General features: G+C 44.2%; 23 protein-coding genes. 14 read left to right on the forward strand and 9 right to left on the reverse strand.

Going from position 1 to position 25,267, the window contains the following annotated elements:
- Nucleotides 1-9: 9 nt before the first annotated feature.
- The 3 genes from ACL6C3_RS09475 to ACL6C3_RS09485 form a co-directional block, all read right to left on the reverse strand.
- Nucleotides 10-156 (reverse strand): hypothetical protein, encoded by a 147-nt coding sequence (locus ACL6C3_RS09475; protein ID WP_413166919.1) that lies wholly within the window; start codon nucleotides 154-156, stop codon nucleotides 10-12.
- 309 nt (nucleotides 157-465) lie between these two features.
- On the reverse strand, nucleotides 466-1,905 hold the full coding sequence (locus ACL6C3_RS09480; RefSeq protein WP_413166920.1) for a hypothetical protein: 1,440 nt from the start codon (nucleotides 1,903-1,905) through the stop codon (nucleotides 466-468).
- A complete protein-coding gene (locus tag ACL6C3_RS09485) occupies nucleotides 1,902-2,711 on the reverse strand; it encodes an alpha/beta fold hydrolase (RefSeq protein ID WP_413166921.1) in 810 nt (269 codons plus the stop codon). Before ACL6C3_RS09485 ends, ACL6C3_RS09480 begins: the two co-directional genes overlap by 4 nt.
- A 414-nt stretch (nucleotides 2,712-3,125) precedes the next feature.
- Here ACL6C3_RS09485 and ACL6C3_RS09490 point away from each other — a divergent pair, with 414 nt between their 5' ends.
- The 3 genes from ACL6C3_RS09490 to ACL6C3_RS09500 all read left to right on the forward strand — a co-directional run bounded on the left by ACL6C3_RS09490 (nucleotide 3,126) and on the right by ACL6C3_RS09500 (nucleotide 4,432).
- Complete coding sequence (locus ACL6C3_RS09490; protein ID WP_413166922.1) at nucleotides 3,126-3,371, forward strand: TIGR02450 family Trp-rich protein; 246 nt, start codon at nucleotides 3,126-3,128, stop codon at nucleotides 3,369-3,371.
- A 128-nt stretch (nucleotides 3,372-3,499) separates the two neighbouring features.
- Nucleotides 3,500-4,117 carry a hypothetical protein gene (locus tag ACL6C3_RS09495; RefSeq protein WP_413166923.1) on the forward strand — a complete coding sequence of 206 codons (618 nt, stop codon included), beginning with the start codon at nucleotides 3,500-3,502 and terminating at the stop codon, nucleotides 4,115-4,117.
- A gap of 63 nt (nucleotides 4,118-4,180) precedes the next feature.
- Nucleotides 4,181-4,432 (forward strand): hypothetical protein, encoded by a 252-nt coding sequence (locus ACL6C3_RS09500; protein ID WP_413166924.1) that lies wholly within the window; start codon nucleotides 4,181-4,183, stop codon nucleotides 4,430-4,432.
- Nucleotides 4,433-4,588: 156 nt separating this feature from the next.
- On the opposite strand, the gene ACL6C3_RS09505 is transcribed toward ACL6C3_RS09500, so the two are convergent.
- Nucleotides 4,589-5,458, reverse strand: coding sequence for an aldose epimerase (locus tag ACL6C3_RS09505; protein WP_413166925.1), 870 nt, complete (start codon nucleotides 5,456-5,458; stop codon nucleotides 4,589-4,591).
- Nucleotides 5,459-5,743: 285 nt separating this feature from the next.
- The gene (locus tag ACL6C3_RS09510) at nucleotides 5,744-6,268 is read right to left on the reverse strand and encodes a hypothetical protein (protein WP_413166926.1); all 525 of its coding nucleotides are present in this window, start codon (nucleotides 6,266-6,268) and stop codon (nucleotides 5,744-5,746) included.
- A gap of 209 nt (nucleotides 6,269-6,477) precedes the next feature.
- On the opposite strand from ACL6C3_RS09510, the gene ACL6C3_RS09515 reads away from it, so the two are divergent.
- The 6 genes from ACL6C3_RS09515 to ACL6C3_RS09540 all read left to right on the forward strand — a co-directional run bounded on the left by ACL6C3_RS09515 (nucleotide 6,478) and on the right by ACL6C3_RS09540 (nucleotide 12,040).
- Entirely contained in the window at nucleotides 6,478-6,915 is a 438-nt protein-coding gene (locus tag ACL6C3_RS09515; RefSeq protein WP_413166927.1) for an RrF2 family transcriptional regulator, read from the forward strand.
- A 324-nt stretch (nucleotides 6,916-7,239) separates the two neighbouring features.
- The gene (locus ACL6C3_RS09520) at nucleotides 7,240-7,935 is read left to right on the forward strand and encodes a J domain-containing protein (protein WP_413166928.1); all 696 of its coding nucleotides are present in this window, start codon (nucleotides 7,240-7,242) and stop codon (nucleotides 7,933-7,935) included.
- Nucleotides 7,936-8,125: 190 nt separating this feature from the next.
- A complete protein-coding gene (locus tag ACL6C3_RS09525) occupies nucleotides 8,126-8,992 on the forward strand; it encodes a 6-carboxytetrahydropterin synthase (protein WP_413166929.1) in 867 nt (288 codons plus the stop codon).
- Between the two features lie 439 nt (nucleotides 8,993-9,431).
- Entirely contained in the window at nucleotides 9,432-10,445 is a 1,014-nt protein-coding gene (locus tag ACL6C3_RS09530; protein WP_413166930.1) for a ScyD/ScyE family protein, read from the forward strand.
- Nucleotides 10,393-10,743: a PEP-CTERM sorting domain-containing protein gene (locus ACL6C3_RS09535; RefSeq protein ID WP_413166931.1), complete on the forward strand. Its 351-nt coding sequence runs from the start codon at nucleotides 10,393-10,395 to the stop codon at nucleotides 10,741-10,743. The genes ACL6C3_RS09530 and ACL6C3_RS09535 overlap by 53 nt, the downstream gene beginning before the upstream one ends.
- Nucleotides 10,744-10,843: 100 nt before the next feature.
- Nucleotides 10,844-12,040: an acyl-CoA dehydrogenase family protein gene (locus tag ACL6C3_RS09540; protein ID WP_413166932.1), complete on the forward strand. Its 1,197-nt coding sequence runs from the start codon at nucleotides 10,844-10,846 to the stop codon at nucleotides 12,038-12,040.
- A gap of 288 nt (nucleotides 12,041-12,328) precedes the next feature.
- Here the strand turns inward: ACL6C3_RS09540 and ACL6C3_RS09545 are convergent, their stop codons facing one another.
- Together ACL6C3_RS09545 and ACL6C3_RS09550 are read right to left on the reverse strand one after the other, a co-directional pair.
- On the reverse strand, nucleotides 12,329-13,135 hold the full coding sequence (locus ACL6C3_RS09545) for a S8 family peptidase (RefSeq protein ID WP_413168290.1): 807 nt from the start codon (nucleotides 13,133-13,135) through the stop codon (nucleotides 12,329-12,331).
- The gene (locus tag ACL6C3_RS09550) at nucleotides 13,026-13,376 is read right to left on the reverse strand and encodes a hypothetical protein (protein WP_413166933.1); all 351 of its coding nucleotides are present in this window, start codon (nucleotides 13,374-13,376) and stop codon (nucleotides 13,026-13,028) included. The genes ACL6C3_RS09545 and ACL6C3_RS09550 overlap by 110 nt, the downstream gene beginning before the upstream one ends.
- A 395-nt stretch (nucleotides 13,377-13,771) precedes the next feature.
- Here ACL6C3_RS09550 and ACL6C3_RS09555 point away from each other — a divergent pair, with 395 nt between their 5' ends.
- On the forward strand, nucleotides 13,772-15,790 hold the full coding sequence (locus ACL6C3_RS09555; protein WP_413166934.1) for a tetratricopeptide repeat protein: 2,019 nt from the start codon (nucleotides 13,772-13,774) through the stop codon (nucleotides 15,788-15,790).
- A gap of 170 nt (nucleotides 15,791-15,960) precedes the next feature.
- Here the strand turns inward: ACL6C3_RS09555 and clpX are convergent, their stop codons facing one another.
- On the reverse strand, nucleotides 15,961-17,301 hold the full coding sequence (gene clpX, locus ACL6C3_RS09560; RefSeq protein ID WP_413166935.1) for an ATP-dependent protease ATP-binding subunit ClpX: 1,341 nt from the start codon (nucleotides 17,299-17,301) through the stop codon (nucleotides 15,961-15,963).
- Between the two features lie 237 nt (nucleotides 17,302-17,538).
- Nucleotides 17,539-19,158: a sensor histidine kinase gene (locus ACL6C3_RS09565; protein ID WP_413166936.1), complete on the reverse strand. Its 1,620-nt coding sequence runs from the start codon at nucleotides 19,156-19,158 to the stop codon at nucleotides 17,539-17,541.
- Between the two features lie 1,136 nt (nucleotides 19,159-20,294).
- Between ACL6C3_RS09565 and ACL6C3_RS09570 the strand changes: the two genes are divergently transcribed.
- The 4 genes from ACL6C3_RS09570 to ACL6C3_RS09585 all read left to right on the forward strand — a co-directional run bounded on the left by ACL6C3_RS09570 (nucleotide 20,295) and on the right by ACL6C3_RS09585 (nucleotide 24,827).
- The gene (locus tag ACL6C3_RS09570; RefSeq protein ID WP_413166937.1) at nucleotides 20,295-21,497 is read left to right on the forward strand and encodes a glycosyltransferase; all 1,203 of its coding nucleotides are present in this window, start codon (nucleotides 20,295-20,297) and stop codon (nucleotides 21,495-21,497) included.
- A 193-nt stretch (nucleotides 21,498-21,690) separates the two neighbouring features.
- Entirely contained in the window at nucleotides 21,691-22,431 is a 741-nt protein-coding gene (locus ACL6C3_RS09575) for a sugar transferase (protein WP_413166938.1), read from the forward strand.
- 383 nt (nucleotides 22,432-22,814) lie between these two features.
- On the forward strand, nucleotides 22,815-23,843 hold the full coding sequence (gmd, locus tag ACL6C3_RS09580; protein ID WP_413166939.1) for a GDP-mannose 4,6-dehydratase: 1,029 nt from the start codon (nucleotides 22,815-22,817) through the stop codon (nucleotides 23,841-23,843).
- Between the two features lie 27 nt (nucleotides 23,844-23,870).
- A complete protein-coding gene (locus ACL6C3_RS09585; RefSeq protein ID WP_413166940.1) occupies nucleotides 23,871-24,827 on the forward strand; it encodes a GDP-L-fucose synthase family protein in 957 nt (318 codons plus the stop codon).
- Nucleotides 24,828-25,267 lie beyond the last annotated feature (440 nt).

Consider the following 25,267-nt stretch of genomic DNA (forward strand, 5'->3'; position numbering starts at 1 on the left):
ATCGCATTGTTACTCTTCGAGATTGTACCGTTCTATCAATTCTTGAATATCGTCGTCTTCTAAAAAACGATCAACTGCTAGGTTCAGCAGCTTGTTCATCGAAGTTTCCTTAACTCCAGCAAGTCGCTTCAACAGGCTATAAACTTCCTGAGACACAGTTAGCCTCACTTCCTTCTGATCTGGTTTCCTTGGACTCATACGCCGATCTGTACAATGCGCGTATTTTGTCATATCATTAAGACCTAGTGCGCTATATGCCGCACTTTGGTTAAGAAAGTAGACTAATTGGGTAATTTAGCTATGGTTACACTCTCGGATGATGAAGTGGCGTTGATCAAGTCCATTTTGGATTATTGTTGCGATCGCAGGTTAATTTGAGATGTACAGGGGTAGGGTGCATCAGAAAAAAAGTTAATGTTCTAATTTATAATTCTATTGTCTGATGCACCCTAAAATTAAATTTTCTCAAGTAAATTTAACTCTAAAATTCCCTTGTTCTTGTTCGATAAACTGGTCTAACTGTTCCAACTTTAACGAACTGGGCAAAGGATAACGGGCGGAAATTAAACGCTTTAAATCGGTATGATAGCGAATCATCGAAGAAAAATGTCTGGGGTATTTTTCCTCATCCACCCCGACAAAATTACCCTGAATTTTCGCTTTCTCAAACACCCGACGCCAGCGTTCGATAGACGGTAAACCGATAGAATCAACCCCGTGAGAAAATAACATTAAATAAATTTCATCGTAGGGGTCTGTACTATCTAAATAATTTTCGAGTGCGTCGAGAGAAGGTTGCTTATTAAACTTCATCCAAAACGGCACCGAACCCGTTTTTAACGTCCACATCGGTTCGGTTAACAAAAAAGATTCTACCAACAAACAGTTAGTAACAATTTGACGCTGCTTATACCACCAACGATATAATTCCGCCACAAAAGGACTCAAATCTTCCGGCTCGGTAAAAATAATTCGCCGAACGTGGTATCCTCGTTCTTGGGCAAACCGTTCGACATCGTGGCGCAGTTGGGCTTCAAACCCCCATTCCGCCTCGGGCCGTTCTCCGTCGGGTTTGGGTGCGTCCCACTTGCGGCGATGGGAGTTGTAACGTTCGAGATAGTCTTCTACTCGCTCGCTCCCGTGAAGAAATTCTTCCGGCGTCGCTCCCCCCAACGCTCCAAACTGGAAAATATGGCGATCGCTAACTTTCGTCGTCGGCCAGGTTCGCTGACATTCTACCAAAAAAATTGTACCACCTGGGGGCAAAGTCTTCTGCAAAAAGCGCTCGTAAGTTTCCCCCAAAAGCAAGCGTTTCACCCGAAAATAAGCCATTCCCTGACTCGTCAAACGGTCTTGACAGGGGTCGTGCATTTGGTGTAAAATAAGTTCTGGATTATTTTCGAGCAAAGCCTGCGATCGCTCTCGACCCCAATTTAAAGCCTGTTTCGGTTCGTCGATATTGATCTCGCCGCCGTGCTTAACCGGAATCAGATAGGTTTGGGGGAGCCAGGGAATACCCAACGCCGCACAGAGGTTGACCAAAGCGCCGCAAGACGAACCGATCGCCACAGCCGGATAGGAACGTTGGGGATATTCGTTCACCATCCATTTGGCGACCACTTCGGCTCGGACGTCTTCCAACTGTTCGGGGGGTATCGCTTCTCCCGCACTGCCGGCAATGTAAATCTGTTCTTGCAGCGATCGCGGTAACTGGGTGATTAAATCGGCGATCGGTTCAAGGGCAGAAGGCACCACACCAATTCCGGGAAAATCTTCTCCCCGCAGATAGGCGCCCGTTGCTCTTAGCATACCAGAAGCGGAGTCAAAATTAGCAATATAGGGAGGAGTAAAGCCATTTTGAGCAAAAATAGAACTTAAAATCGGGTTGGTTGAAGGTGCTTTCATCGGGTTAACTCCTTTTCTTCTTTGATATGGGGTTCGGTGCCGTTAACGAAAGCTCGCGTGACTCGGGCGACGGCTTCCGGCATCTTATAATTAAGCGTGTGTCCTCCTTCGGCAATTTCGACAAATTGGCTGTTGGGTAGGAGACTGACAATTTCTTCGGCCCATCGGGGAGGTACCAAGGTGTCATGTTCGCCCCGGACAACCAACGTGGGAACCTTGACGCGGGGCAATTTTTCTTCAATAGCATCGGATAACGCCATTTGGAAGGTGTGAAAAACCCGTGCAAAACCGGCTTTCGAGTAATCTTGAAATTGAATAACGGCTTGCGAGGGCGCTTCTCGGGGCGCATCGAGGATCAACTGCCAAAGCTGTTGGCCAAAGGTGCGGGCGTGGCGATCGACGGTTGGCCCCTGCAAAATGGCCCGTTCGAGGCGGTTGGGGTGGCGCACTGCAAACTCGACAATAATTTGACAGCCGAGGGAGTTTCCCAACATTGTCGCCCCTTCGATGCCAACGGCGTCCATCCATTTGCACAGGATATCGGCTAATTGTGATAAATTTAACGGGGGTTCGGGTTTGTCGCTTTCGCCGAAACCGGGCAAATCTGGGACGTAGATGTGATAATCTGGTGCAAGTTGTTCGGCAGTGGGAACCATGTAACGACTCGAAACCCCCGCACCCGGCACTAAAATGAGTATGGGCGCATCTTTGGGGGCTGTTTCTGTTGATATGCGAGCGTGTATTGATAACCCTTCAACGGTTGTATATTGGCTTTCCAATTTTCCTTTTTGTCGCTTCATGTTCATGGTTTTGACTCGGTTATGCTGATGACATATCGACCAATATGACCCGTTTATTTAGCTGCAAAACGCTCGATAGAAGCGATCGCATCTTATGTGTTATACTCTCAATGTTCTACAGTATAACGGCTCAAATTTGGCGAGTCTTCTAACCACAGAAAGAACTTTGCGGAAAATTATCAATTATCAATTATGAATGTTCCCTAACACCGGACGGGTTTATATATATTGTTTGCCGGGTTGGGATAGATTTTGCAGAACCCGCCCCTACAACACCGGACGGGTTTATATATATTGTTTGCGGGGTTGGGATAGATTTTGCAGAACCCGCCCCTACAAGACTGTAAACTGTAACCTAAGATTGCCTTTTGTCTGGGCTTGGTGCCATAGTGTAGAATGAGGCAAGGTAACGATAGAAGAATGGCGAAGAAGCAAAAATTTCCGCATCTTGTCGGTTCTAAATGGACGGCGACTCAAAAAACCTGGGGTTGGCGACATTTTCAGGTTGTTAACCGCAAAAATGATGGAAAATGGGTGTTTGCTGAAATGGTGGCGTCTTGCGATCCTAATGTTCGTTTTTGGTTAAATGCTAAACAACTTAAAGATCGAACCCTCTGGGAACCGGGATGGCAGTCAACACAGGAATTAGAAGATCTTGAAGATTAATATTATTAAGTAGATGGGCATCACTATCGCTAAAGTTCAAAGGGCTTGTCGTTGTTGTAGTTGCGCTTTTAGAGTGCGCTAAAGCGCAACTACAAACTGATCTTTTTGACCAATTACTTGCCAATTTGATGATGAAAGAAGATTCTCTTTTTACCGCAATTAATTTATCTCAAACTGCAACGGATCAGTTACAATCTCTTGTAAAAAGTTTACCACCCGAAAAAATTACACCCCAATTAATAGCAGAAATAGAAACGCTGTTAAACCAAGCTTTAGCTAACCTAAAAGCGGCGATCAACCCGCCCAGTTTGGATGGTATTCCCCCGGATGTTTTGTCTGACGCCGAACGTTTGGGCATTCCCCTCGATGATATTGAAGTGCGGGTGGCGATGTCTTCCCATCATCTCAGTCAAATTATCGGGGTTTTGACAGAAATTGATAATCGGGCGGAAGTGATTAAACGACGGCGAGAATATTTCTTGGTGAGACTTCCCGATATTGCGGTTGAAAAGTTGGGTTCCCGGCTTCCGGTGATGACCGCTAGGGATTTCAGCGGCCCGAGCGAACAGACGCCCAAAGAAGTTCGAGACGCACTGAGGGCAAAATACAACTTGAATTCATTAAAGCATAAAAGGGGTGCAAGTGGTTCGTTGTTTGAAAAAATTAAACAAGCCAAACAAGCGTTAGAAGGGAATGAACCTGTAGAAGTTCTATCGGAATGGGAAGATGATGATTTACCCTTCTGATTTGGTTGGGGAATCTTAGAAAGAGAGGTTATGCGAATATACAACTTGCGGAGTGTCGCCCCCATGTCTAAGTCTGAGAAAGATCATCAAAATCATCAAAACACAGAGAAAGCGAAAGTTCAAGAAAGTTCGGGTTTGGAAGTGGTTAGTATTGGTTACGGCGAGGGTTCTGCGGCTGAAAAAGAAGCAAGTTTATCTCAAAATAAGTTAGATCAAGTGGCTGATAATGTTAACGCTGTGATTGATAAGGATAAACCGAAATGGGAAACTGAGCAAGACTGGAATGATACTTCTTGGAAGGTTTGGTTGGATTAATTAATTATCCCTAAATTCCCTTTATTTACCCTAAATTTCCCGGAAAAAGGGGGACTTTTTCTTTATAATTCTTCTCGAAATAATCCCCCTAAATCCCCCTAAATCCCCCTTAAAAAGGGGGACTTTTTCTTTCTAAACTACCAATGAATTTTCTATTTAACTGATATCCGCCGTGATCGTAACAAATGTTTCCACAGTTTCACCGGGTTCAGCTTTCATTAAAGATTCACCTGTATTGAGTGCATTTCTCGGTGAACTCCAGGGTTCTAGACAGTAAAACTCTTTTCCTTTAATTGTCCAGAAAACGAGAGTAGAATAGCGTTCATCCCAGTTGAACGTTAGCTTTAAATTGCGACTCGGATCGGTAACAACCGCAGAGGGTTTAGATAAGTTGAAAAACGCCACATCAATTTCATCTTGTTCAAAATCAAACTCTCCTGAAAACGTTTGAATTTTGTCATCATCCTTGGCTTGAAACTGAGTTGAGGGTAAATCAAAAACTAATTGCTGTTTATCTGTCGCAATAAAATAGGGATGGATACCCGTTGCAAAAGGCATCGGTTCCCCAGATAAATTTGTATGACGATAACGCAATTCTAGACAATTACCCCGCAGAGTGTAAATATAATTTAACTCAAAATCAAAGGGATAAACTGCACGAGTTTGTTCATTACTTTTGAGACTAACGGTTAAACTAGCACCGTTTTCTGTAGACTGTTCGGTAACTTCCCAGGGTAAATTACGAGCAAAACCATGCTGTTTGAGTTGATAAGTTTCTCCGTTGAGTGTATAACTGTCATTGGCTAAATTACCGCAAATTGGAAATAATAACGGAACTCCACCCCGAACCGACAACGACGGATCAGCAAAACGTTCGGTATCTAAATAAAAGATTTCAGTTTCACCGATACGCCAAGTTGTGATAATTCCTCCTCGCTCTGGAACAACCGAAACTTTAGCAGAAATCCTTTCATCGGAGAGAATATAGGTTTGATATTGTTGCTGTTTGACAGTAACTTCAGCCATGAATGATGAACCAAAAACAACTGATAATAGCGTCTCATAGAATTGTCTTTGAGCCGTATTTTTTCCCGATTTTTTGAAGAATTCATCCCCTGTAATTGGCTCAAACCTGTGGGTTCAGTCTTTTGAACATTGGGGGTTGACTGCGTAGATTTACCTTGTACTTGGTGTCAACTTAATGACTTGTTCAAAGCCAAAGCGGTAGAACGAGTTGAGTAACATTGTCTCAAAATGCTACAATCAAAATCAAGTTATTAGATGTTTTTTCAGATGATTTCAAGGAATTGATTAAATGATGCGATAAACCACAGCCCCATCTGTTTCTCGGTTGCCAACAATCATTAAATCTTCCTGTTGTAATTCTTTTAAAAGCTGACGAACTTCGGCGGCCGGAGAATTAATTTCTAACACACAATCGGCCAGGGTCACTTCTCCTTGGGTTTTGGCTAATCTTAACAGTTGAATCTTTTGCTGTTCGGCGGTGGGATTAATCGTTTTAAACTTCTGCTCTTGTAAACGTCTTTTAGCTTGGCTAACAGCCCGAGAATTTTCAACCGCAGTCCCCACCCCATAAAGAACTTGTAAAGCCAGAGTCAAATCTTCCGTTTCATCAAGTTCAAGATCTCCAGCCACACAAATACCCGTAACGCCAACAAACATACCCAAACTCATCAACATCGCTTTATAACGTCCGGTGTAAATATAACCGAGTAACGGCATAAAAAACGTCAGAAATGCGGTTGCTCTGGTATTTTTTTCAGCTAGTTTTTTTGTCTTTTCGAGTTCTTGAGTCATAGCAACGGAGGATTTCATTTTTGCTGTTTCTCCAATCCAAGTTAAATTTAGGGACTGTCCGGCGTATGGCGAGCAAGTTCCCTATCTTAGTTTTACCTTGTAGTCCCCAAAATCGCTATTGCCGCCTCGAACTTGATTTATATTTCAACTTGCCAATTCCCATAAACCCGAGTTGAGAACCGGGGTATACTATAAATATAGATGGAATTGTATTACATCCTAATTTGGTGGAATTGTCCTGTAAAAGTCAATACGCGCTTCTAGCCCTACTAGAGTTAGCCGCTCACTACCGTGAAGGTGAGCCGCGTCAAATTCGTCAGATCGCCAGTCAACATAATATACCAGACCGCTATCTCGAACAGCTACTCGCCACTCTCAAACGCAGTGGTTTGGTTCGCAGTCAACGGGGAGCGAAGGGGGGATATTTACTCGCCAAAGAACCCAGTCAAATTACCCTGTTTGATGTTGTGGTTTGTTTGGAAGGGCCTTCTAATTCAGCCTCCAACCGCAACGGACACGATAAAAGCCTTGAAAGTCGCGTTGTTGGGGAAGTCTGGCAAGAAGCCTCGGAGATGGCGAACTCAATTTTGCAAAAATATACATTGAAAGATTTGTGTGAAAAATTAGATGCCCTACGACAAACCAATCTCATGTATTACATCTAGACTTATCCTTACCGATTGTCAATTCAATCGAAGTTAACGGTAATTTCACTCTCAACTGCCGTCAATTTTTACCTGAAATTTTTGGGGGGTAAATTTTTCCAATTTTGGAGCATTTTTTTATAAATTTTTCTGTAAAATCGATCAACTTTTAATCTCTTTTAAAACCTTAGAGGTTTACTCAAAAATAAAAATAATTTTAGCTTCAGATTAACTCAACTTCTAGAATCAATCGTTAAAATAAGCAGTGGGCGAACAACAGTTAATCTCACCGATAAAATGTTAGTCGCCTATTATAGCACGAACAGTTAAATCTGGATAAAATTCATGGTCACATCAACCACAAATCACTACCAAACCTTAGAAATTAAACCGACAGCCACCCAATCAGAAATCAAACAAGCTTACCGTCGTTTGGCGAAACTATTCCATCCCGATAGTCAACAGGAAACCGCCAACCACGAGCGGATTATTCGGATTAATGCCGCCTACGAAGTGTTAAGCGATCCTCAACGGCGCAAATCCTACGACCAACAGCTTAACAACAATTCATATTATCGTACCCCAACCGCAACAACCACAACAACCGCTCAAACCCGAAGGCGGCGTCAAACCGCAAAAGCGGTAGATGCTCAACTCGAAGAATGGCTCAATCAAGTTTATAAACCGATAAACCGTAGTTTAGACCGCATTCTTAAACCCTTTAAAAGCGAGGTGGATAAACTCTCAGCCGACCCCTTTGATGATGAACTGATGGAAGATTTTCAAATCTATATTGAAACCTGTCGGGAGGTTTTATCCCAAGCTCAAAATCGCTTTCGTTCTGTTCCAAATCCCGCCAATGTGGCCAGCGTTGCAGCCCATCTTTATTACTGTCTCAATCATGTTAGCGATGGACTAGAAGAACTTGAATTCTTTACCGTCAATTATGATGATTCCTGCTTGCATACCGGACAGGAATTCTTTAGAATCGCCTCCGGGTTGCGTCGGGAGATCAAATCAGAAATGAAAAAGATTGTATAATGGAAATAGGAGAAAATCAAAATATGAGATAATTACAGTATGAGCGCTTTTGATTGAGCCGTTATTATTAACCTCATCTTCCCCACTCCCGCTCGAACTCAGACCCGAAAATCCGGTGGGGATTGAAATAATCTAAAAAAAAGCTTAAATTAGTTTACATAACTTAACAACAGATGTTGGTGTGCATTTTATGGAATGCGTTATCACTCGTCGGGCGGAGTTTTCAGCCAGTCACCGGTATTGGATGCCCGAATTGAGCGAAACTGAGAACTTTGAACGCTTTGGGCCGACGGCTCGCGCCCCCGGTCACGGACACAACTACGTCCTCTATATTTCGATGGTGGGACAGCTAGACGAATATGGGATGGTGTTGAACCTGTCGGACGTCAAACACGTAATCAAACGGGAAGTTACCAGTCAACTGGATTTTTCCTTCCTCAACGAAGTTTGGCCAGAATTTCAGCACACCCTACCCACAACCGAATACTTAGCACAAGTCATTTGGCAACGTTTAGCGCCCCATCTCCCCCTGACCAACATTCAAGTCTTTGAACACCCCAAACTTTGGGCCGATTACCAAGGAAACAGCATGGAAGCTCATTTAACGGTTAGCACTCATTTTAGCGCCGCTCACAGACTCGCTCACCCCGACCTCAGCTTTGAGGAAAATAGCGAAATCTACGGCAAATGCGCCCGTCCCAACGGTCACGGTCACAACTATCACCTCGAAGTCACGGTTAAAGGTGAAATTGACCCCCGCACCGGGATGATTGTTGATTTGGCGGCGTTACAACAAGTCATCGATGATTACGTCGTTGAACCTTTCGATCACACGTTCTTAAACAAAGATATCGCTTACTTTGCCAAAGTGGTACCGACAGCCGAAAATATCGCCGTTTATATTCGGGATTTGTTACAAAACCCGGTTCGGGAATTGGGAGCGAAATTGTACAAAGTTAAACTGATTGAAAGTCCGAATAATTCTTGTGAAGTTTACTGCGCGGATACTCCCGCAGATTCAACCGCCACCCAAACTCCGGTTTTAGCAACGGTTTAACTGTTTAAAACCGAGCAATTCTAGCAGTCAAATGGGGCGGGTTTATGAAAGATGTTTGTGAGATGAACACATCTGGATTGAACCCGCCCCGCAGTGAATTTTATTTTTAAAGTGAATTTTATTTTTAAAATCATAAGTTTAACTTGTTCCCCAATGCCAACTTAAACTCAAACAAAAATGCAGTCTTGTAATTTCTGCACTTATTCTGCACTTATTAAGTTTTACATTTACTACACATCTAAACAGTTTTTGGCTCGCATTAATTCAATACCCATTCTCCCCCGCCGAATTGACCCCCACCTCGAACACCCCTTACAAAACTTAATTGACTGCCAAGATATTTTTGCGTAAAAAGTGTCATATTTTTGCGAAAAATATGATAACTTTTTGTCGATTGTACCGTGTTAGGTTCTTGGCAACCTTTTATCTTACGGAAACAATGAAACTCAAGCAAGTGAGCCATACACTTCTGACTTTCGGTGCCGTATTCGCCTCGGCCATCCCCGCTTCTGCCGCAAATTTCACCACAATAGCCGACGGACTCAACAATCCGGTGGGAATTACATTGGGTTCGGACGGGAGCCTCTACGTTGCAGAAACGGGTACGGGCGGCAATACCGACAGATGTCAGACCTCCCCCTTTGGGACGGTAACGATTTGTGCCGGACAGAGCGGATCGCTGACAAAAGTTGATTTGGCTAGCGGCACTCAAACCCAAGTCCTCACCAACTTTGACTCTACCGCCTATCAGCCAAGCCAAGAGCAAGGTTCGGGCATTCAGGAGATCGCCTTTGACTCCGAGGGGAATGCTTACCTCCTGAGCGGCTACGGTGGATATCCCGGCAACCGAGACGCGGATCTGTTTGAACTCGGCCAGGGCATCGAGCTACCCCCCGAACAGAACATTGTCGGACTTCCCATTGAAGATCCCGAACGGTTGTTAGATGCGCCCAACCTGGCCAAGCTGTTCCGGCTGAATTTGGAGACTCAAGAACTCACCGAAATTTTTGACTTTGCCGAATACGAACTGCTCAACAACCTCGACGGCGCCGACTACAACAGCTATCCCTTTGCGATCGCCATTAAAGATGATTCGGCTTACGTGGCCGATGCCGGTGCCAACGCCATCTACAATATCGGATTGGATGGGGAACTGCTCGACGCCTTCGCCGCCCCCACCCTGTTGGTTGAAAACGTAGAAGCTCCCCCCGCTTTTCCGCTTCCCGACGGCCCGTTTGAGTTGCAGTCGGTACCGACCGGAATCACCGTAGGCCCAGACAATGCGGTGTATTATGCCGAATTAACCGGCTTTCCTTTTCCGGAGGGAGAGGCGCGAATTTTCCGCATCAACGAAGCGGGAGAACCGGAGGTTTATTTGGACGGGTTTACCCAACTGATTGATGTCGCCTTCGATCGCCAGGGGCAACCTGTATGCGCTCCAATTTGCCGATGAAGCCCAGTGGAAAAACAGTGTCGAAGGGAGTTTAAAGAATTTGCCCGCTTCGGTCATCAAAATCACCCCCGATGGCGATCGCACGACAATTGCCTTTGATGGAATTTTCTCGGCAACGGGCCTTCAAGTCGGTCCCGATGGTGGGATTTACGTTGCCAACAATGCGATCGGTACGAACGGTTCCGTGATCAGGCTCGACGATGCCAAATCCGTACCCGAACCCGCTACAATCTTGGGTTTGCTGTTCTTTGGTAGTGCAGCCATTATCGGTCTAAAAGGTACTCCGACTCAAGGATAAAAAGAACATTTCAATTAAATTGCGATCGCCATAGGACAAGTAGATATTTTATGGCTCCAATGGGGTTGAAAACATCCAATCAACAAAGGAAAAACCGATTATGATCGACTTAAATTTAACTCCAGAACAGCTACAGTTACAGAAAAAAGCCCGTGAGTTTGCCGAAAGCGTCATTAAACCTATTGTCGAGAAAATTGACGGGTCCAACAATACAAACCTCTCTCCTTGGGATTTTTGTCAGGATATTTTTCGCTCCGGTGCGAAATTGGGATTTACATCGCTGCTGCTTCCGCCCGAATATGGGGGTATGGCAGGAAAATGTATAGACTTTGTTTTAGTTCAAGAAGAACTCGGCGCCGCCGATGTCAGCATAGCTTGTAGCTACTTTAACCTGACGGGTGCCATGTCGCTTTTTATTGCCCGAGTGGGAACCGACGAACAAAAAAAGCGTATACTCTCCAATATTACTTCCGGGGAACCGCTTCTATTTTCGGCCGCAGAAAGTGAGCCGAATGTCGCCACCTCCGATATGTTCTGTCCCATTCGCGATCCTCAAATTGGGATGAAAACATTTGCCCGCCGCGATGACAATGAATATGTACTCAACGGCAGCAAGTCCTGTTTGGTCACAAATGCGGGTATTGCCGATGGATACTTTATTCTGGCACGCACATCTAAAGAAAAGCCGTTGCCAGAAAGTATGTCCATGTTCTACCTGCCGGCCGATACTGAGGGTCTCAATTTTGGTAAGAGAACAGAGATGATCGGCTGGAAAGCATCTCACCATGCCGAATTGTACCTTAATGATGTCCGGGTATCTAAGGAAAATTTGATCGGCGTTGAAGGACAAGCCGGACAACTGTTAATGTTGCTTCCCGAAGTCGCCATTGGACTGGCCGCATCTTATTTAGGACTGGCTCGTGCGGCTTACGAGTACGCTCTCAATTATGCCAAAGGGCGGGTCAGTTGGGGTCGTCCGATCATCGAACATCAAGCTGTGGCTTTAAAACTGGCCGATATGATGGTCAACACCCAGGCGGCCCGGTTGATGGTGTGGGATGCGGCAGTGGCAGCAGACACCAATCCTCAACTCGCCGCAACGGTAAAAGCCCCGACAGCCAAGACATTTGCGGTAGATGTAGCTATCAAGAATGCCCAAACCGCAGTTGAGATTCTGGGCGGTTATGGAGTGCTTCAGGAGCATCCGACGGGCAAGTTTCTGGCCGATGCTTGGATTGGATATTCTTGTGATTTCACAAAAGATATTTTACGTCTTGGACTCGTCAATTTTATGTAAATTTGACATTCCCCGGTTGGGAATTCATGGGGATTTTTTGTTAAACTCAACCCAATTTATAATTAAAATGAAGCCAAAATTTTGAAGCGGTATTTTGGGAAATAAAAACCCGGTTTCTCAGAGAAACTGGGTTTTTGAGTTTTTTTGAAATCAACACCGACCGAAATTTTAAAGATTATTTGTATAATCTTCGGTTGATTAATTTTTTTATGGGGTGGGGCTGGTTTAATTCAATCTCAGACTGGTCGTCAAGATCTCGGATGAACCCGCCCCTACAACAATCATTGATTAGTCGGAGATGATATTATTGGTATAATCTTCGGTTAATTGTTTGAGCTTCAAAATGTATTTGCTCGTAAATTCTTCCTTGACAATCGTTTTTAACGTTCGGTCTAAATTAGACAATAATAAAGCTTCCGGGTTAATTAACCCAAAACCATAATAAGGATCAAATCCCGGCATTCCCATATCAATCGCCGTTTTTCGCAAATGTTCGATTAATTCCGCTTGAGTTTTAACCGCAGTTTGACCGCCAAAAGTCCGATGTTTCGACAACATTAACGCCACCACTCCACTCACAAACGGCGTCGCCATCGAAGTACCACTCAAAGCCGCAAATCCTCTCGGTGGATACGTCGAAAGAATATTATCTCCCGGTGCAACAATATCAACCGCTTTACCCCGAGAAGAAAACTGAGCAATTCGGCGAGTGCGGTCAATAGCCCCCACCGCCACCGTCTCGGGATAAATCGCCGGATAGTCTACCGTATCGAGATTTGGGCCGCTATTTCCCGCCGCACAAATAACAAAAATACCCGCTTCAACTGCGGCTTTAATCGCCTCGTGCATTTCATAACTCGGGATAGGACTCCCCAAACTCATCGAAATAATATCGGCTTTTTTATCAATCGCCCAACGAATCCCGTTAACAAGCTGTTGAGCGGTACCGTAGCCATTATCCCCCAATACTTTACCCACCAACAGTTTAGCTTCGGGCGCCACACCGACAACGCCACCGCCATTTTGACGGGCTGCAATAATTCCGCCGACGTGGGTTCCGTGTCCGTCTATATCGCTCGGCCCCGGAAGGACTATAGGTAAAGTCGCGAGCATCTTCTATCGCATCAACCAAGTCTGGATGTCTGAGGGCGACTCCGGTATCGAGAACCGCGATTTTGATTCCTTGACCTTTGGTTTGTTTCCATAAATTGGGGATAGCAAACATTTCTAATCCCCAGTCGATAATTTCAGAAGCCGCAATGAAAACCCGTTCAACTTTGTAGGGAGGGAGGACAAAAATCGGGTCGTCTGCTAATTTAGGCACTTGTGAATTCATTTGATAAAGAATTGTTTTTTCAACACAGCAATACTTAACACCAGTTGCATTGAAGGTCGGGAAATCTCAATGCACTGCGATCGCCGTGGCTGAGATTTGTGTTACCTTTAAATGCTCACCCTGAATGCTAAACTTAGGTGTTATTTTCGTTCGGTTATCGAGCGATTCAGGAGTATTCCTGTATTTCTGGGAAAACAGCGAAGAATGTAACAGTTTTGTCTGGCGGCGACGCTCAAAAATTTTTACCGAATCTTTCCGGATTTCTCTGGAGAATGGCGTATAAGACTGTAATACTCAAACTCTAACTTCGTTTCTCGGTTGAAAACGGTTAGAAGTTGAAGTTTGAGCCAATACCTGTGATTTACTCCTTCTAGCTTGCAAATGAGTTGAGCGTTATGAAATTTTCCAACGTAGCATTTTTGACTTTGGCTGCTTTAATTGCTCAGGACTCAATGAGCGAAGCTAGTTCTGTTGCTGAAGCGAGGGTATCGACTCCTTCGGGTATTATACCAGAAACCAATCCCCAAATTGATCGGATTGAAACCAATACATCGCTCCTTGAACCGTCGGTAAGTACGCCGGAAATGTTGATGGTTCAAGAGTTTTCTCCTTCTATTTCTGCGTCGAAAACGGGTGAGTTGATCGTTGCTTCTGCGGTTCAACCTTTATCGGGTTCTGCTCAATTTTCCCCTTCCAGTCAACAGAAGTTTAGTCAAGTTTTGAGTCGGACTTGGTTGGCTTTATTGGTTGAAACCTTTTCTAATCGTAGCCGTTTATCCTCAAATGTTAATCTGGCTACGGCTAATACTATTCTCGCCCAAGACATCAACCCAAACGAAGAAACTGACTCGGAATTTAATCATACGATTACTTTGCTCAATAGCTTATTAATTGTGGCAATTTTATCGCCTGTGATTACGATGGGGTTTTTTTGGTTGCTTCGCCGTTTGGTGATTCGAGAGTTTGTAGCCGAGGCGAATAGAAGTTTAAATCGGGTTGATGGCTTGGAAGAACAAATTAACTATTCTAGCGAACAATCCAAACAATTAGCCCAAGAATTAGAGTTACAAATTAAAGCAACTCAAGACTCAATTGACTTTCTCAAACAAGAAGCATCAGCCTCTCGCGCTTCTATCGATCAGTTGAAAGAATTACAGTTAAATTTAATCGAAAATTTACAAAAACTTCAGTCCGATTTTAAAACCCAAGAAAAATCGAACGTTATTCAATTTACGTCCGCGAGAAATCGTTATAATTATTCTAATAATCATCAATTACAATCCCCAACATCTGCGGAACTAGAGGAAATATTTCAGTTTGATTCTTCCCCGGACTTCATTGCTGACGATTATCTCAAACAAGGGGAAGCTTTGGCGAATGAAAACCGTTATGGAGAAGCGTTAAATTGTTTTGAAAAAGCGGTTAAACTCAATTCAAACTTAGAAGAAGCTTGGTATAATCAAGGTAATATTTTGGTGCGACTGAGCCGCTATACGGAAGCTTTAAAGGCCTACGAACAGGTTGTAAAAATTCATCCCGATAAATACGAAGCTTGGTACAATCGGGGTAATGTTTTAGTAAAATTAAAGCGATATTCTGAAGCCTTAGAATCCTACGATCGCGCTTTAGCCATTCAACCCAATGATGATGAAGCATGGCACAACCGAGGCGTATTACTCCGAAAATTTAAGCGTTACAATGAAGCTTTATTTTCCTATGATAAAGCCTTGGCTATTCAAGAAAATAAATATGAAACTTGGCACAATCGGGGGAATGTATTGGGCAAATTAAAACGCTATGAAGAAGCCATAAATTCTTACGATAGAGCCATTACAATTGATGCCGGAAAACGAGAAGTTTGGTTAAATCGAGCCGTTGCACTTTGCAAATTAAAACGCTACGATCAGGCGCTCGCTTCCTTTGAACAAGCTATTGGACTCGATCCAACTTCTCCCGAATTGTGGAATATGAGAGGATCTTTATTACAACAATTAGGAGAATATTCTGAGGCGATCGCTTCCTTTGAAACTGCCATAAGTCACCAACCGAACTGTTACGAAGCTTGGTTGGGAAAAGGAACCGTTTTGGTGCAATTAAAGCAATATTCAGAAGCATTATCAACTTATGAACAAGCCATTGAAATTAAACCCGAAGCCTCGGAAGCTTGGCGACATCAAGGACTACTTTTAGAAAAATTAGAACGATATCCCGATGCGATCGCCGCCTACGATGAAGCCATAAAACTGCAACCCAACGATGCAGAAGCGTGGCGTTTTCGAGGTGCATTACTCTCCAAACTCAAAAACTATCAAGAAGCCATTTCTTCCCTCGGAAAAGCCATTTCCATTCAAAAAGAATTGCGTACCGTTAAAATAGCAGCAACGACCGATCCGACTTCAGCATCTAACAATTAGCATTTCACGCCGATCATATGGCAACAGTTTTACAGTCACCAGTTTAGTAGGGGCGGGTTTATACGGTCAACAGTAACCAGTGAACGGTGAATATTGATCGCTGGTTACTGATAACTAAAAATTGATCGTCAAACCGAGAAAATTAAACCGAGAAACCTAAGCCAAAAAACCTAAGCCGACTCGTGTTGTCTGTGCCAAGTGGGATGCCATAAAACCTCAGCCGTCGATCGCTGTTCTACCATTTCCTTGGTAATAATACAGCGAACAACATCCTTACGAGAAGGCAACTCATACATCACATCCAACATCAACTCTTCCAGAATTCCTCGTAATGCTCTGGCTCCAGTTTTGCGACGGTAAGCTTCTGCGGCGATCGCCTGTAAAGCATCTTCTTCAAATTCTAGCCGAACATTATCCATTTTCAGCAGCTTTTGATACTGCTTAATCAAAGCATTTTGCGGTTCGGTTAAAATCCGCATCAGCGCTTCTTCATCGAGGGGAGAAATCACCGTCACCACCGGAATTCGGCCAATAAATTCGGGAATCAACCCAAACTTCACCATATCATCCGGTTCAACGTGTTGCAAAAATTCATCTTGACGTTCGACCGACTTATTATTAACCGTTTCCGTCGGTTGAATAAACCCTAAAGACTTCTTACCCAGCCGTTGCTCAATCACCTTTTCCAAACCAACAAAAGCGCCGCCACAAATAAATAAAATCTTGCTGGTATCAAGCTGGATAAAATCTTGATAAGGGTGCTTGCGTCCACCTTGAGGCGGAACATTAACAATCGTTCCTTCTAAAATCTTGAGTAAAGCTTGCTGTACCCCTTCCCCAGAAACATCGCGAGTAATCGAAGTATTTTCGCTCTTGCGGGCAATTTTATCAATTTCATCAATATAGACAATTCCCCGTTGAGCCGCTTCAATATCAAAATCGGCCACTTGCAGCAATCTCAGCAAGATATTTTCGACATCATCCCCAACATAACCCGCTTCAGTTAACGTTGTCGCATCGGCAACCGCAAAAGGAACATCCAAATGTTTGGCCAGGGTTTGAGCCAGGAGAGTTTTACCACAACCCGTCGGGCCGACTAACATAATATTCGATTTTTGCAATTCTACGCCATCATCAGAATTGACCTTCCCACTCACACTCCCTTGTTCTAGGCTCAAACGTTTATAGTGATTGTAAACCGCGACCGATAGCACCTTTTTAGCATCATGCTGACCGATAACATGATCGTCAAGATACTGTTTAATCTCTGTTGGCTTGGGGATGTGCTGCAATGAAGGACTGCTATGGACTGAACCTGTAGAAAGATAATCGGATTCGGAGTTCGGATGAGCCGTTTTAGCCGGATCGGAAAATTCTTCCTCTAAAATTTCATTACAAAGTTCAACGCATTCATCACAGATGTAAACACCAGGGCCAGCAATTAACTTGCGAACCTGCTCTTGGGACTTGCCGCAAAAAGAGCAGCGTAAGTGGGAGTCATACCTGGACATATTTACCTTTTTGTAAACTGTTGCTTGTGGCTTTCCCGGTTGGGAATGATGTCAATGATGGAAAATCGAGCCAATGTAGGAGAATTCTATCGAACTGAATTCCCTCCTACACCTCTAGTTTAGCATCCTCCACTGAGCCATTGAACACCTGACAACCCAACCGGCCAGGTGAGCAGTTGACACCTGACCGGTTTAGGGTGATAAAAATATTGATGGGTTGAAAATCCGAGCGGGTTTTTATCCGGCTCGATATTCTAAAGCTTGTTGAACCATTGCTTTGAGACGAACCGTAAAGGTTGAACCCTGACCCAACTGGCTGGAAACCGTAATATCTCCTCCCATCATCTGACAGAGATGGCGACAAAGGGTTAATCCCAGTCCGGTCCCCCCATACTTTCGACACAGGGAATCATCGGCTTGAGTAAAGGCTTCAAACAAACAGTGTTGATGTTCGACGGAAATCCCAATTCCGGTATCGGTGAGAGTGAATTCTATCCAATCCCCTTGACGACAAACGGTTAAGTCAATATGACCCCCCTGGGTAAATTTCACGGCATTTTCCAGTAAGTGATGCAAAATTTTTTGCAATTTGCCAAAATCGGTCTGCATCAGTCCCAAATTCGGGCCATAGTGAACTTGAACTTGATTATGATTTTTTTCGGCAATGGGTTTGAGGCTGTGAACGACTCCCTCAACTACATTTACCGGATCAAAAATATCTGGGTGTAATGACATTTGTCCGGCTTCGATGCGAACTAAGTCCAGAATGCTATCAATGAGATGAAGCAGTCGGTATCCTTCTCGGCGAATAATTTCTACATCTTCGACCCAGTTAATTTGTCCTTGTTCGAGAATTTCTTCGCAGAGTAGATCGCTGTAGCCGATAATGGCGTGAATGGGAGTGCGTAATTCGTGGCTAATATTGGCAAGAAAGGTTCTTTTCGCACGCAGCGCCGTTTGAGCGGTATTTTGAGCTTTTTCTAGGGCGAATTCTAGTTTGTGGCATTTGGCAGTTTGTGAGGCTAAATGTTGACGGGTTGTGTGCAGTTGGGCGGAAAGTTGGGCGTTTTCGGCCGCGAGTTGTTGTTGTTGCTGTTGGCGGGTTAAGCGTTCTAGGGTTAAGCTGATTAAGTGGGCTACAGATTCGAGAAAAGATTGGTCTTCTTCTGTCCACTCGGCGTTTAACTGGCTTTCGACACCCATCAATCCAATTTGGTTTTCGCCTCGGAAGATCGGAAGGTTGAATTGTTTTAAGGGTTCCCCAGAATTAAGACTTGAAAAGTCGTTTACCCAAGTTATTAACTCATTTAAGGCGCAGTCTAAACCCGGAAGTTGAGTGGAGGGATGAAAGTAAAAATTAATCTGTTGGACGGCTTTTAGGGTATCAATTGCGGTTTCCCTAATGTTTTGGATTAAACTCGGAAAATGATCCGGGTTTTGGGTGGATTGGCATTGGTTGATTATTTTTTTTAAGGCTAAAGTTCGACAAGAAAGGTTTTCTGTTCTAGAAGGGGAACTTCGCCCGGTCGATGAATTTAAGCCGCAATTTTGATAAAAATTGATGGGAAGTGGAAACCTATGGCGATCGCCATTCGTCAGGGGGTTTATCGATAAATCCAGGATGATTTCATCCAATAGGCGATCGCTGACAAAGTTAACGATGACATCGCTATCGGAGATTTCCCATTCTAGCGGGGATGCTTCTAATTTTAATGGGTGAGGATCGGTCTGATTTATGATGGCGATCCAATGTTTTAGGGTGGCATTTTCACGTCTTAACTGTTGGAGTTCTTGATATAAAGATTGATTAATATTCCGAAATAATTCGGGCTTTGACTGGATTGGATTCAGCATCATGGCAGGGCTTTTCTATCTGTTTTTTTTGTTCGATGGCGGTGAGGATTGTCGAACTCAGTGATTGGTTAATAGCTTAATACACCCTGGCTAACTTCGGGTTGTTGATCCGGTCTCTTGACATTAAAATTGTTGAGACAAAATCAGAAAAGTTAGTGAGTTGAACGGGGAAGACTGAAAGCAGTTTTAAATCGGGGTTTATTCTCAATAAAGCATGAGAAATAAGCCTTGACTGGGAAAAAGTTCCCACTTCTTACTCATCAGCAGTTTCTGACAGAGCGTTCAATCTTCGATCTCTATAGAGTAATAGATTTTGTTTTATGCAGTTTTATTCATTCAGACGAACTCTTTTCGCTCAAAGTTTAGATTAATTAACAGAGTAGATGCTTGCCCGCAAGCTTGAGTTCATCTTATTTGTTAAATTGTAACCGATCTTAACCTTTCTTTAATAAAAAAACACAATTGAGTTGTAACTGAACCGTATTTTTTTGTTATTTGATCTGGGGATTAGATCTGGACTCACAACAAATAAAACCTCTCGACTTGATTAAAAACAGAGTAGCCCAGAACCATTGATGATTCATTACGAATCGGAGGTAAAAATAGACCGAGGAAAGTGATTTGAGTGAGAAAATCTCGGTGTTGTTTTAAATTGTCTTTAATCTCAACTTAAATGTTGATCCATTTCCAGGCAAAAGTAACACTGAATCTTTGAAATTTAGCTTCAAACTCCAGTGTGAGGTTAGCTCTAGGGTCGAATCCGACTTGAACTGCTGTAAATTTACACCCTAATGTTGTCATTGATCAAAGGGTAGGAGTAAATTTACTGAAGTCAGATCGCCCACTCCAATGAGGCAGTTGAGCCTGAGTCCAGTAAATTACCTAAGGCTATTGTAGCAATTTAGTCCTATTTCCATCGACCTGTCGATAAGAATTACTAAACACTTTGATAAGATAAATTAAACAGTTGCCGCCAAATGACAGTAGGATCTAGAGATTTAAGGATTGCAGCCCGAGACAGCAGTAAACAATAAAAGAAAGAGAATAACCCGTTTCTTCTCAAATTCAACTGTACGATTCAGTAATCCCTATGAGATATTGATGGATACGATCTCTAGCTTAAGCGTCCAATATTCGCCGTGCCGTTAAAATACGCTCTTGTTCACGAATGGTTAACCCCGAAAGCAACAGGCGGATCTGAACTGGTGGTAAGAGAAATCCTCAAACACATCGACGCCGATCTGTATGCTCTGATTGATTTTGAGTCAACGAATCCCGAAAGCTACTTATTTAATCGTGCGATTGGCACAACATTTTTGCAACACTTCCCCCTGGCTCGTCGTGGAGTTCAGAAATATCTGCCCTTGCTCCCGTTGGCGATCGAGCAACTGGATTTGCGAGCATACGATGTAATTTTATCCTCATCCCATGCGGTGGCGAAAGGGGTACTAACCGGCCCGGATCAACTGCACATCTGCTATTGTCATACACCGATGCGCTATGCTTGGGACTTAACCTTTGAGTATTTACAAAGCAGCTTGGCAGGTTCTGGGGTTGCGGGCGTGCTGACGCGATACCTATTGCATCGGCTACGCCAGTGGGACGTGGTATCGGCCAACCGCGTGGACTATTTTATCGCCAACTCCCAACATACGCGGGCGCGGATTTGGCGTTGTTATCGACGACACGCTAGAGTAATTTATCCTCCTATCGATCTAGATCGGTTTCAAATGCAGACAGAAAAGCAAGACTTTTATCTGACTGTGTGCCGTCTGGTGAGCTATAAAAAAATCTCATTAATCGTGAACGCCTTCAACCAACTGGGGCGTCCGCTGGTGGTGATAGGTACGGGTTCACAGATGAGTCAAATCAAACACATGGCTAAATCAAACGTGCAAATATTAGGTTGGCAACCGGATGAGGTGGTTCAACAGTATATGGGCCAAGCCAAAGCATTTGTCTATATGGCTTGTGAAGATTTAGGAATGGCGTTAATTGAGGCTCAAGCTTGTGGAACTCCCGTCATAGCATATGGAGCCGGAGGAGCGCTCGAAACGGTTCGCGATATTCGTCAACATCCCGACTCGGGAACCGGGCTGTTATTTTCCACTCAAACCGAGACCGCTTTAATCGAAGCGGTGCAGACGTTTGAGCAACTCAACAGCCGGTTTGATCCACAGAAGATGCAATCCCATGTGGCTCAGTTTGATCGAAAACGGTTTGAGCAAGAATACCTCGAATTTGTCGAACGCTGTCAGAAAAAACAGTTTTCCTCACTCAGAGGTCGGGGAAATTCCCCGCTCAACCGGGAGAACCCGTCGCCTTCGGAAAAATTTGGCTAAAATGCCTGCATAATTGCCGATACTGCTCCCAGCAGATTGAAAACTTGCTTTTACGAGTCATCCCGTCAGGCGATTTTCGGGTAGGCTCCCCCCAATGACGAGACTGAAGACTTCCTTACAACCGGATTTCGAGCGCAAGGTGTCTGGAAGCTTTATGATCAGGACTGTGTGTGGTGTGAATTGAAGGAGTAAGATGACTGCCAACAGCCAACTCATCTTCGGTAGGGGACTGCGACGTGCATTCACCAGGCGTAGTTTTATCCCCAAAGTCCGGCAACAGCCGCGGATTCGAGGTTTATCTGTTTTACAGAACCTCAACGGAGAGTTTTTCAAGCGATCGTTCGATATCGTGTTTTCGCTGTCGGTTTTGATCCTGTTTTCCCCAGTTTACTTGCTTCTGGCTCTGTTGATCTCCCTAAGTTCACCAGGGTCAGTGTTTTATGTGCAGCAACGAGTTGGCAAAAACCGTAAGCCTTTCGACTGTATTAAGTTCAGAACGATGGTGACCAATGCCGATGAGATGTTGACCCAAATGATGGAAACTTCCCCCCATCTGCGTCAAGAATTTCAGGACAACTTTAAACTCAAACACGACCCCCGAATTACCTGGATTGGTCATTTCTTACGAGTGACCAGCCTCGATGAGTTTCCTCAATTTTGGAATGTTCTCAAAGGGGATATGAGTGTTGTCGGTCCCAGGCCTCTGGTTGCTGAAGAATTACACAAGTATGGGCGTCACATGGATAAAATTTTAACGATTAAACCCGGAATTACGGGCCTCTGGCAAGTTTCCGGGCGCAATGATATTCCTTATCCTCGACGGGTTCAAATTGACCTGTACTACGTGAATTTCAAGAATTTCTGGACTGACCTGTGGATTATAATTAAAACCATCGGTGTTGTCATTTTTCCTAAAAATAATGGAGCTTACTAGAGGGTGACAAAGATCAGTTATTAGTCAATGCCACCGCTTTGACTCCGGTTAGACCGTTTCCGAACTTTGTGCAGTCGGTTTTGGGTTAAGGTAGAAATTGAATCGGCGATCGCGGCGATCGCTTACACGACGCCCCTCGTCCTCGATGATTGAATCCCCAACTCAATTTGTACACTTTTCTGTCCGTTGACCGGATTTGATCGCCCGGGAGACTCGGCAGTTGGCGATCGATTGCCAGCTTGATTCTATCTGTACAATGCCGATTGCACTGATGAGGAACGGGTGCTGATGCAGATGCCCCGATCGCGTATGAACCTCGATCACATCTTCTTCAAAACCTGTTGTGGCAACATTGATTAGATTAACTAAAAGAGAACATTGACATGACGGAACGCAAACGCGCCCTAATTACCGGAATTACGGGTCAAGATGGCTCATACTTGAGTGAATTGTTGTTGGACAAAGGCTATGAAGTTCACGGCATTATTCGCCGGAGTTCATGTTTTAATACAGACCGCATCGATCATATCTACAAAGACCCTCACAATCAGGAGGCTCGCCTGTTTCTCCATTATGGAGATCTCACCGATGGCACGACTCTACGGCGGATTTTAGAAGAAGTTAAACCGATTGAAATCTATAATCTCGGCGCCCAATCTCACGTGCGTGTCAGTTTTGATTCTCCCGAATATACTGCTGATGCGGTGGGAATGGGAACGCTGCGAATTTTAGAAGCCATTCGCGACTATCAACATCGCACCGGAATTGAAGTTCGCTTTTATCAAGCCGGATCTTCGGAAATGTTTGGGAAAGTTCAAGAAGTTCCTCAAAAGGAGACAACACCCTTTTATCCCCGCAGTCCCTACGCCTGTGCTAAGGTTTACGCTCACTGGCAAACGGTTAATTATCGAGAATCTTACGATTTATTTGCCTGTAATGGTATCCTCTTTAACCATGAGAGTCCCCGACGGGGTGAAACGTTTGTTACCCGCAAAATTACCCGTGCTGTGGCGAGAATTCTCAAGGGAATGCAAAAAGAGGTTTACTTGGGAAATCTCGATTCTAAGCGCGACTGGGGCTACGCTAAAGACTATGTACGCGCCATGTGGATGATGCTTCAACAGGATGCGCCCGATGATTATGTCGTGGCCACCAATGAAACTCATTCGATTCGCGAGTTTCTCGATATCGCTTTTGGCTATGTTAATCTCGATTGGCATGATTATGTCAAGTTTGATGAACGCTATCTCCGTCCGGCTGAGGTGGATTTATTAATTGGCGATCCGACCAAGGCTAAGGAAAAGATGGGTTGGGAACCTTCGGTCACGTTTGAGGGATTGGTGAAATTAATGGTGGATGCCGATATTCAAGCGTTGGAAAAATCTAAAAAGATCGCTCACGGTTTTGACTAATCGTTTGTATACAATGAGGCTTAATCCATGAATGCACTGGATTTACAGGATAAACGAATTGTTGTCACCGGAGGTGCAGGGTTTCTCGGCCGACAAGTGGTCGATCAACTTCTCAAAGCCGGCGCGAATTTAGATAATATTTTCATTCCGCGATCGCGAGATTACGATCTCTGTACCTTTGAGGCTTGTCAAAAGGTGGTTCAAGGTCAAGATATTATCGTTCACTTGGCCGCTCATGTCGGCGGGATTGGTCTCAATCGGGAAAAACCGGCTCAATTGTTTTACGATAACTTGATGATGGGCGCACAGCTTATTCACACTGCCTATCAAGCCGGGGTGGAAAAGTTCGTCTGTGTGGGAACGATCTGCGCCTATCCGAAGTTTACTCCCGTACCGTTTAAAGAGGATGATCTTTGGGAGGGTTATCCGGAAGAAACCAATGCTCCCTACGGTGTGGCGAAGAAGGCTTTGTTGGTTCAACTGCAAGCCTACCGTCAGCAGTATAATTTTAACGGCATCTACTTGTTACCGGTCAATCTCTACGGCCCGGAGGATAATTTCGATCCCCGCAGTTCTCACGTGATTCCGGCTTTAATTCGCAAAGTCTACGAAGCTCAACAACGGGGTGACAAACAACTTCCGGTTTGGGGGGATGGCAGTCCCAGTCGCGAGTTTCTGTATTCGACGGATGCGGCTCGGGGGATTGTCATGGCAACTCAATCTTACAACGAACCTGACCCGGTTAATTTGGGGACAAACCAGGAAGTTAAAATTCGCGATCTGGTCGAAACGATCTGCGAGTTAATGGGTTTTGAAGGCGAAATTGTTTGGGAAACCGATAAACCCAACGGTCAACCGCGTCGGTGTTTGGATACACAACGAGCGAAGGAGAAGTTTGGGTTTGTTGCGGAAGTGGATTTTAAACAGGGGTTGAAAAATACGATCGACTGGTATCGTCAACACGCTGAACCCGTAGCGGTTTAAATTCCTCTTAACCCGGTTTCACCGAACAAGCCGGGTTTTCAAGTTGATTGTTTGCATCTACATTAATTTTTTTGATTGTCTATTTTTGGTTCAATCTTTTCCTTGGAAAAATTTGAAAGACTCGTTCTTTTCAGGGCGCACTTACACAAAACTAATGTAATGGATAGAGTCTCTCAAGGGTTGTTTTAATCACGGGTTAACCCCGTTAAAGTGTAATTTTTTCCGGAAATTTTTCAGAGTTTAGTTTTGATTCAGGGTGATTTTTTTTAGATATTGCTGTGGCGATTTGCGCCGGGAAAAGGCAAAAAACTCTCTTGTCAAAGGGAATGAAAATGCTCTTGAAATCAGGGTTGGCTGAGTTTCTTGCTGAGGTCAGTTTACAACTAGACGACTCGCAAAGCTCTATAAATTCCTGGCTATTCGCCGAAAGGTTCTCCGGT

The organism is Capilliphycus salinus ALCB114379, from assembly GCF_047276495.1.
GTDB classification, from domain to species: Bacteria; Cyanobacteriota; Cyanobacteriia; order Cyanobacteriales; family Microcoleaceae; genus Capilliphycus; species Capilliphycus salinus.